General features: G+C 70.3%; 5 protein-coding genes. 1 reads left to right on the forward strand and 4 read right to left on the reverse strand.

Annotated elements, in window-relative coordinates; all coding sequences use genetic code 11:
- The 4 genes from GX015_RS06745 to mgtE all read right to left on the reverse strand — a co-directional run.
- Positions 1-455: excalibur calcium-binding domain-containing protein (locus GX015_RS06745; RefSeq protein ID WP_291343800.1), on the reverse strand; the 455-nt coding region annotated here is incomplete at its 3' end.
- A gap of 411 nt (positions 456-866) precedes the next feature.
- On the reverse strand, positions 867-2,570 hold the full coding sequence (locus GX015_RS06750; RefSeq protein WP_291343806.1) for an AMP-binding protein: 1,704 nt from the start codon (positions 2,568-2,570) through the stop codon (positions 867-869).
- 301 nt (positions 2,571-2,871) lie between these two features.
- Entirely contained in the window at positions 2,872-3,975 is a 1,104-nt protein-coding gene (gene ald, locus GX015_RS06755) for an alanine dehydrogenase (protein ID WP_291343802.1), read from the reverse strand.
- A 104-nt stretch (positions 3,976-4,079) separates the two neighbouring features.
- Positions 4,080-5,474: a magnesium transporter gene (mgtE, locus tag GX015_RS06760; protein WP_291343804.1), complete on the reverse strand. Its 1,395-nt coding sequence runs from the start codon at positions 5,472-5,474 to the stop codon at positions 4,080-4,082.
- A gap of 205 nt (positions 5,475-5,679) precedes the next feature.
- On the opposite strand from mgtE, the gene GX015_RS12745 reads away from it, so the two are divergent.
- The coding region (locus GX015_RS12745; RefSeq protein ID WP_366926249.1) for a Clp protease N-terminal domain-containing protein at positions 5,680-5,779 on the forward strand (100 nt) is incomplete at its 3' end.

Consider the following 5,779-nt stretch of genomic DNA (forward strand, 5'->3'; position numbering starts at 1 on the left):
CCGCCGGCGGCGGCCCCGGCTCCCGCATCCGCGGCCACGACGGCGCCCGCGCCCGCGGCCTCGTCCTCGAGCGGACATGCGATGCCGTCGCCGTTGGAGTCGAGTTCCTCGCTGTAGCCCGGATCGCCCACGTACAGCGGGGCGGCGCCGGCCTCGACGGCCTCGCTGCAATTGGCGAACATCGCCTGGACGGCCTCGGACGTGGAAGTCGGGGTGGACGACGTGGTCGAAGAGGTCGTCGAGGAAGTCGAGGAGGTGGACGTCTCCGAGGTGGTCGAAGAGGTCTGAGCCTCATCCGCGTCGTCGAGCGGCGCGCAACCGGCCAGCGCCATCGCCGCGGCGGACAAAGTGGTCAGCGCGATGCGGCGGAAGGGGCGGGAAGAACGGTTACGGCGGGCGACATCGGTGGTTCCGTCGGCGCGGAGACGGCGGGACGTGCTGGAATCGGTTTGCACTGGATCCTCTTTCCGGAAAACCGCATGACGGGTGCGGGTGACGGCGGGTAACCCCGAGATCATCGCCCGCGCATCCGCCAAAAGCCATTCGGGTGACCCCGGTCGTCGACGAGGGGCGCCGCTTCTCTGCCTCTTCGCTGCCGTTCCGGCGCCGTTTCGGTGGCGCGTCCGGTGTCATTCGGCCTTCGGCCGGGAGCTTCGGGCGGATTTTGGCGTTCGCCGGGTGCTTCCCTGCTTGCCGACGGCCGCCCGCCGCCAAAAAGACGCCCAGTGGACAGAAGGAGGTGGTTGACCACGTCTTTTTGTCCACTGGACGTCTATCTGCGATGGGTCTGGAGGGGATGGGGCGGGGAAACTGCGGGATGGGCGGCCGGTGGGCCCTGGTGTCGCCGAGAGGCGGGGCGGGCGGCGCTATCCGGCCGTGCGGAGCCGGTCCTGGCCGACGAGCCGGGCGCCGTCGCCTCCGGTCGCGGAAGCCTCCGCACCAGCGTCGGCACCAGCGTCGGCACCAGCACCATCACCGCCCTCTCCGCCGTCCTCCCACGGCTTCGGCAGCATGCGCGGCACGACCTTGCCCACGGCGTTTCGGGGCAGCTCGTCCATGAACACCGTCTCGCGGGGCACGGAATGCCTGGCGAGGCGGTCCTTGACGTGGGCGCGGATCTTTTCGTCGTCAAGCGCCTGCCCTTCCGGCGACGCGTCGCGCACGACCCAGGCCACCAGCGCCTGGCCGAAGCGGTCGTCGTCGACGCCGTAGACGCAGCACTCGCGGACGCCGGGCAGGTCGGACAGGGCGTCCTCGGTCTCGCGGGGGAAGACGTTCTCGCCGCCGGAGACGATCATGTCGTCCTCGCGGCCCGAGATGTACAGCATCCCGTTCTCCAGGCGGCCGAGGTCGCCGGTGCAGACCTGGCCGTCGATGATCTCCTTGTCGGCGCCGGGGCGGGTGTAGCCCTCGTAGAGCATGCCGTTGCCGACGAAGATGCGGCCGGTCTCGCCCTCGGGCAGCTCGTTGCCCTCGTCGTCGCGGATGGCGATGCGGGTGCCCAGCGGCGCGCGGCCGGCGGTGGTCGGGTTCTCGGCGAGCTCGGCGGGGTTGGCGATCGTCGCCCAGCTGACCTCGGTCGAGCCGTACTGGTTGTACAGCACCGGGCCGAAACGGTCGAGGGCCTGCTTGACGATGTGCTCCGGAATCGCCGACCCGCACGACGCGATGACTTCCAGCGGCGACGTCGACACGTCGTAGTCGTCGGGCATGACCTCGAGCATGCGCTGAAGCATGGTCGGCACGAGGAAGATCGTGTGCGGGTTGTGCGCCTCGATGATGCGCAGCGCGTCCGACGGCTCGAAGTGGCGGCGCAGGATCATGGTGGAGCGCAGCGCGATGCACAGCTGGGCCGTCGCAAAGCCCCAGGTGTGGAACAGCGGCGCGGCGAGGTACGCGGGCCGGTTGTGGCGCAGGGGGATGCGGCTCATGATCGACGACGCGGGCATCCACGACTTCGGCTCCGGGCGGCGCGCGCCCTTGGGGGTGCCGGTGGTGCCGGAGGTCAGGACGATGACGCGGCCGCGGCGGGGGCGCTTGGGCAGGTCGGCGGTGGGCCAGGCCTCGGGCGGGGCGGTGCGCAGCATCTCGCGCATGGACGTCCAGCCTTCGCGGACGCTGGAGGTGTCCTGGTAGTCCTCGAGCCACGACACGGCGACGGGGCACTGGTCGAAGTCGTCGGGCAGCAGGTGGGTGAATTCCTCGTCGATGAAGAGGAAGTCGAGCTTCTGCTCGCGGATGACCGCGCGGGTCTGTTCGGCCGACGCGCCGGTGTTGAGCAGCACCAGGTCGGTGCCCAGGCGGCCGTGGGCGCACAGGGCGAGGAGGAAGCCGCGGTGGTTGCGGCACATGAGCCCGATGCGGTCGCGGGGGCGGATGTCGCCGTGGCGAAGGGCGCGGGCGAGGCGGTTGGCGTTGTCGTGGAACTCGGCGTAGGTCATGGAGCCGCCGTCGTCGATGATGGCGGTGTGGTGGGGGTCGCGGGCGGCGGCGATGCCGAGCAGGCCGGAGGGCAGGAAGTCCCACCGGTAGATCGACCCGGCGGCCTTGCCCATCGCGCCGGGGCCCATCGCGCCGAGCACGCCGGCCTTGGTCACGGGGGCGAGCCCGCGGATCAGGTCGCCGGTGCCGCGCAGCGAGTTGCGGGCGCGGGTGCGGAGCTTGTCGGCGGTGCCGGCTCCGGCGGGGTCGGCATGGGTCGTTGCGCGGGCGTCGGTCTTCTCGGACATCTGGCTCGGGCCTCCTCGTATGGATTCCTATATGAAAAGGAACCATAATGGTGACGCCCGTCACGCGCAGGCGTTTGCGCGAGGAAGGACCCGGGACGGTCGGGGGACCGGGTTTTCGCTTGACGACGGGCCGGCCGCCGCGTCAGGACACCGGTTCGTGCCTCATGCCGAGTGCTTCGGCGACGGGGGCGTTGTGCAGGCGGCCGCGGTGGGTCATCAGTCCATCGTTGAGCCCGGGCAGTTTCTTCGCCGCGCCCGGCCACCCGTGCTCGGCCATGGCCAGGGCGTAGGGGAGGGTGGCGTTGGCCAGCGCCTGCGTGGAGGTGTTGGCGACCGCGCCGGGCATGTTGGCGACGCAGTAGAAGAGGCTGTCGTGGACCTTGTACACCGGATCGTCGTGGGTGGTGGGGCGGGAGGATTCGAAGCAGCCGCCCTGATCGATGGCGACGTCGACGAGGACGGACCCGGCCTTCATCCGCTCGACCAGGCTGTCCGGCACCAGCGTCGGGGCCTTGGCGCCGGGGATGAGGACCGCGCCGATGACCAGGTCGGCCTGCAGCAGCTCCGCCTCGATCTCGTGGGCGGTGGAGAAGACGGTGTCGACCGTGCCGCGGTAGATGTCGTCGATGCGCTTGAGCGCCCGGGGGTCCAGGTCGAGGACGGTGACGTCGGCGCGCAGGCCGTGGGCCATCGCCACCGCCGAGGCGCCGACCTGCCCGGCGCCGATGACCGTCACGCGCGCCGGGCGGGTCCCGGGGACGCCGGGGAGGAGGATGCCGCGGCCGCCGAAGTGGCTCATCAGGTGGTACGCGCCGACCTGCACTGCCAGGCGGCCGGCGACCTGGCTCATCGGGGTCAGCAGCGGCAGTTCGCCGTGATCGTCGGTGACGGTTTCGTAGGCGATGGACGTCGTGCCCGCGTCGAGCAGCGCCTGCGCGCAGTCCGCGGCCGCGGCCAGATGGAGGTACGTGAACAGGATCTGGCCCTCGCGCATGAGGGCGAACTCCGGCTCGATCGGCTCCTTGACCTTCAACAGCAGATCGCCCTTCGCCCACACCTCCTCGGCCGAGTCGACGATGGTCGCGCCGGCCTCGACGTACGCGGAATCCGGCATCGACGAACCGACACCCGCCCCGGCTTCGACGAGCACTTCGTGGCCAGCGCGCGTCATTGACGCCACCCCGGACGGGCTCGCGGCGATGCGATGCTCGCCGCTCTTGATCTCGCGGGGGATTCCGATGCGCATGGGGGCTCCTGGTCTGCGGGCGACGATCGTCGGCGGGGAATGGTGTTCGCCTTCCATCATCTGCGGATCGCCGCGACGGCACCAGCCCCGCCGCCGCACCCGCCCTACAGCCCCAGCACCGCCTTTGCGATAAGGAAGTACACGATCAGGCCGGAGGCGTCGCAGAACGTGGAGATGAACGGCGTCGAGAACACCGCCGGGTCGGCCTTGATGGCGCGGGCGATCATCGGCATGATGCCGCCGACGGTCGCCGCAATGGTGCAGATGGACACCAGCGTCAGCCCGATGATCACGCCGAAGTCCATGCCGTAGACCAGCCCGGCGACGACCGCGCCGATGAGCCCGAGCAGCACGCCCATGGTCAGGCCGACGCGGACCTCGCGCCACGCCACCTTCCACGTGTCGCGCAGGCGCACCTCGCCAACTGCCAAGGCGCGGGTCACGGTCGTCGCCGCCTGCGAGCCGGTGTTGCCGGCGGTGCCGGTGAGCAGCGGGATGAACAGCGACAGCGTCACCACGGCGGCCAAGGCGTCCTCGAACATCTCCAGCACCTGCACCGTCAGAATCGCCGACAGCGCCAGCACCAGCAGCCACACCACGCGCGAGCGCACCAGCGTGCCCACCGACGTGATCAGGTACGGGCGGTCCAGCGGCTCGGCGGCACCGGCTCGGGCGGCGTCCTCTTCGTCGGCGCGGTCGATGATGCGGTTGGCGTCGTCGATGGTGAGGATGCCGATCAGCCGATCCTCCTCGTCGACGACCGGCGTGACCAGGTGCGTGGTGCGCACGGCGCGCCGTGCGGCATCCTCGGCGTCGTCCGACGCCGTCACCGACTCGGGGGCCTTCATCAGATGCGCGACCGTCACCGGTTCCGCGCCGGCCCCGTCGTCAAGCCCGCCGTCGTCGAGCGCGAAGATCAGGTCGCGCAGGCCCACCACGCCCTCGAGCCTGCGGGAATCGCCGACGACCATGAGCAGGTACACCGTCTCTGCCTCGGCGCCGGCCGCGCGGACGTGCGCGATGGCCTCCGCCGCAGTCATGTCCGGGCGCACCCGCACGTACTCGGTGGACATGTGGCGGCCGATGGTGCCCGACGGGTAACCGAGCATCGGGGCAGTGAGCTTGCGCTCCTTGTCCGACAGCCCCGAAAACAGCTTCGCCGACACCGATGCCGGCAACTCGTCGACCAGCGAGGCGCGGTCGTCCGGGTCGAGGTGCTCGAACACCCCGATGACGTGCTCGTCGCGCAGTCCCGTCAGCAGATCGGCGCGCATGCCGGTGGAAAACCGCTCGAACACCTCCAGCGCCAGCTCGCGCGGCAGCAGCCGGTAGATGATCGCCCGGTCGTCCGGATCCTCCCGCTCCAGCACGCGCACCAGATCCGCCGGCGACATGTCGTGGACCGTCGCCTCGATGGCCGCCAGATCCTCCTGCGCCAACATCAGGGCCAGGTGATCGGAGAGGACGTCGAACTCGAGTCGGGTGCGCGGCGCGGTCATGCCCCGAGCCTATCCGGGGGCCCGCGGCGCATGGTCGGCGAGGATTGCTTGACGACGGTCCCGGCGTGGAACGAACCCCACCGTCAATCCCCAGTTCAGACGCTGTTCGCTATGGGCGTACGCCCGAAGGGACGAAACGCGGCCGGGCCGTCGTTAAGCTTCAGTGAAACCGTTATATGGATTCCGGACGACACCGAGGAGAATGATGTTCGAGAGGTTCACCGACCGCGCCCGGCGCGTCGTCGTCCTGGCGCAGGACGAGGCACGCGAGCTCAACCACAATTACATCGGCACCGAGCACATCC

It is taken from the genome of Corynebacterium sp. (assembly GCF_012837295.1).
Taxonomy (GTDB): Bacteria; Actinomycetota; Actinomycetes; order Mycobacteriales; family Mycobacteriaceae; genus Corynebacterium.

Coding starts and splice junctions, on each gene's coding strand:
- GX015_RS06750 (WP_291343806.1), bottom strand. CDS start 2,570: ATGGGCCCCGGCGCGATGGGCAAGGCCGCCGGGTCGATCTACCGGTGG.
- ald (WP_291343802.1), bottom strand. CDS start 3,975: ATGCGCATCGGAATCCCCCGCGAGATCAAGAGCGGCGAGCATCGCATC.
- mgtE (WP_291343804.1), bottom strand. CDS start 5,474: ATGACCGCGCCGCGCACCCGACTCGAGTTCGACGTCCTCTCCGATCAC.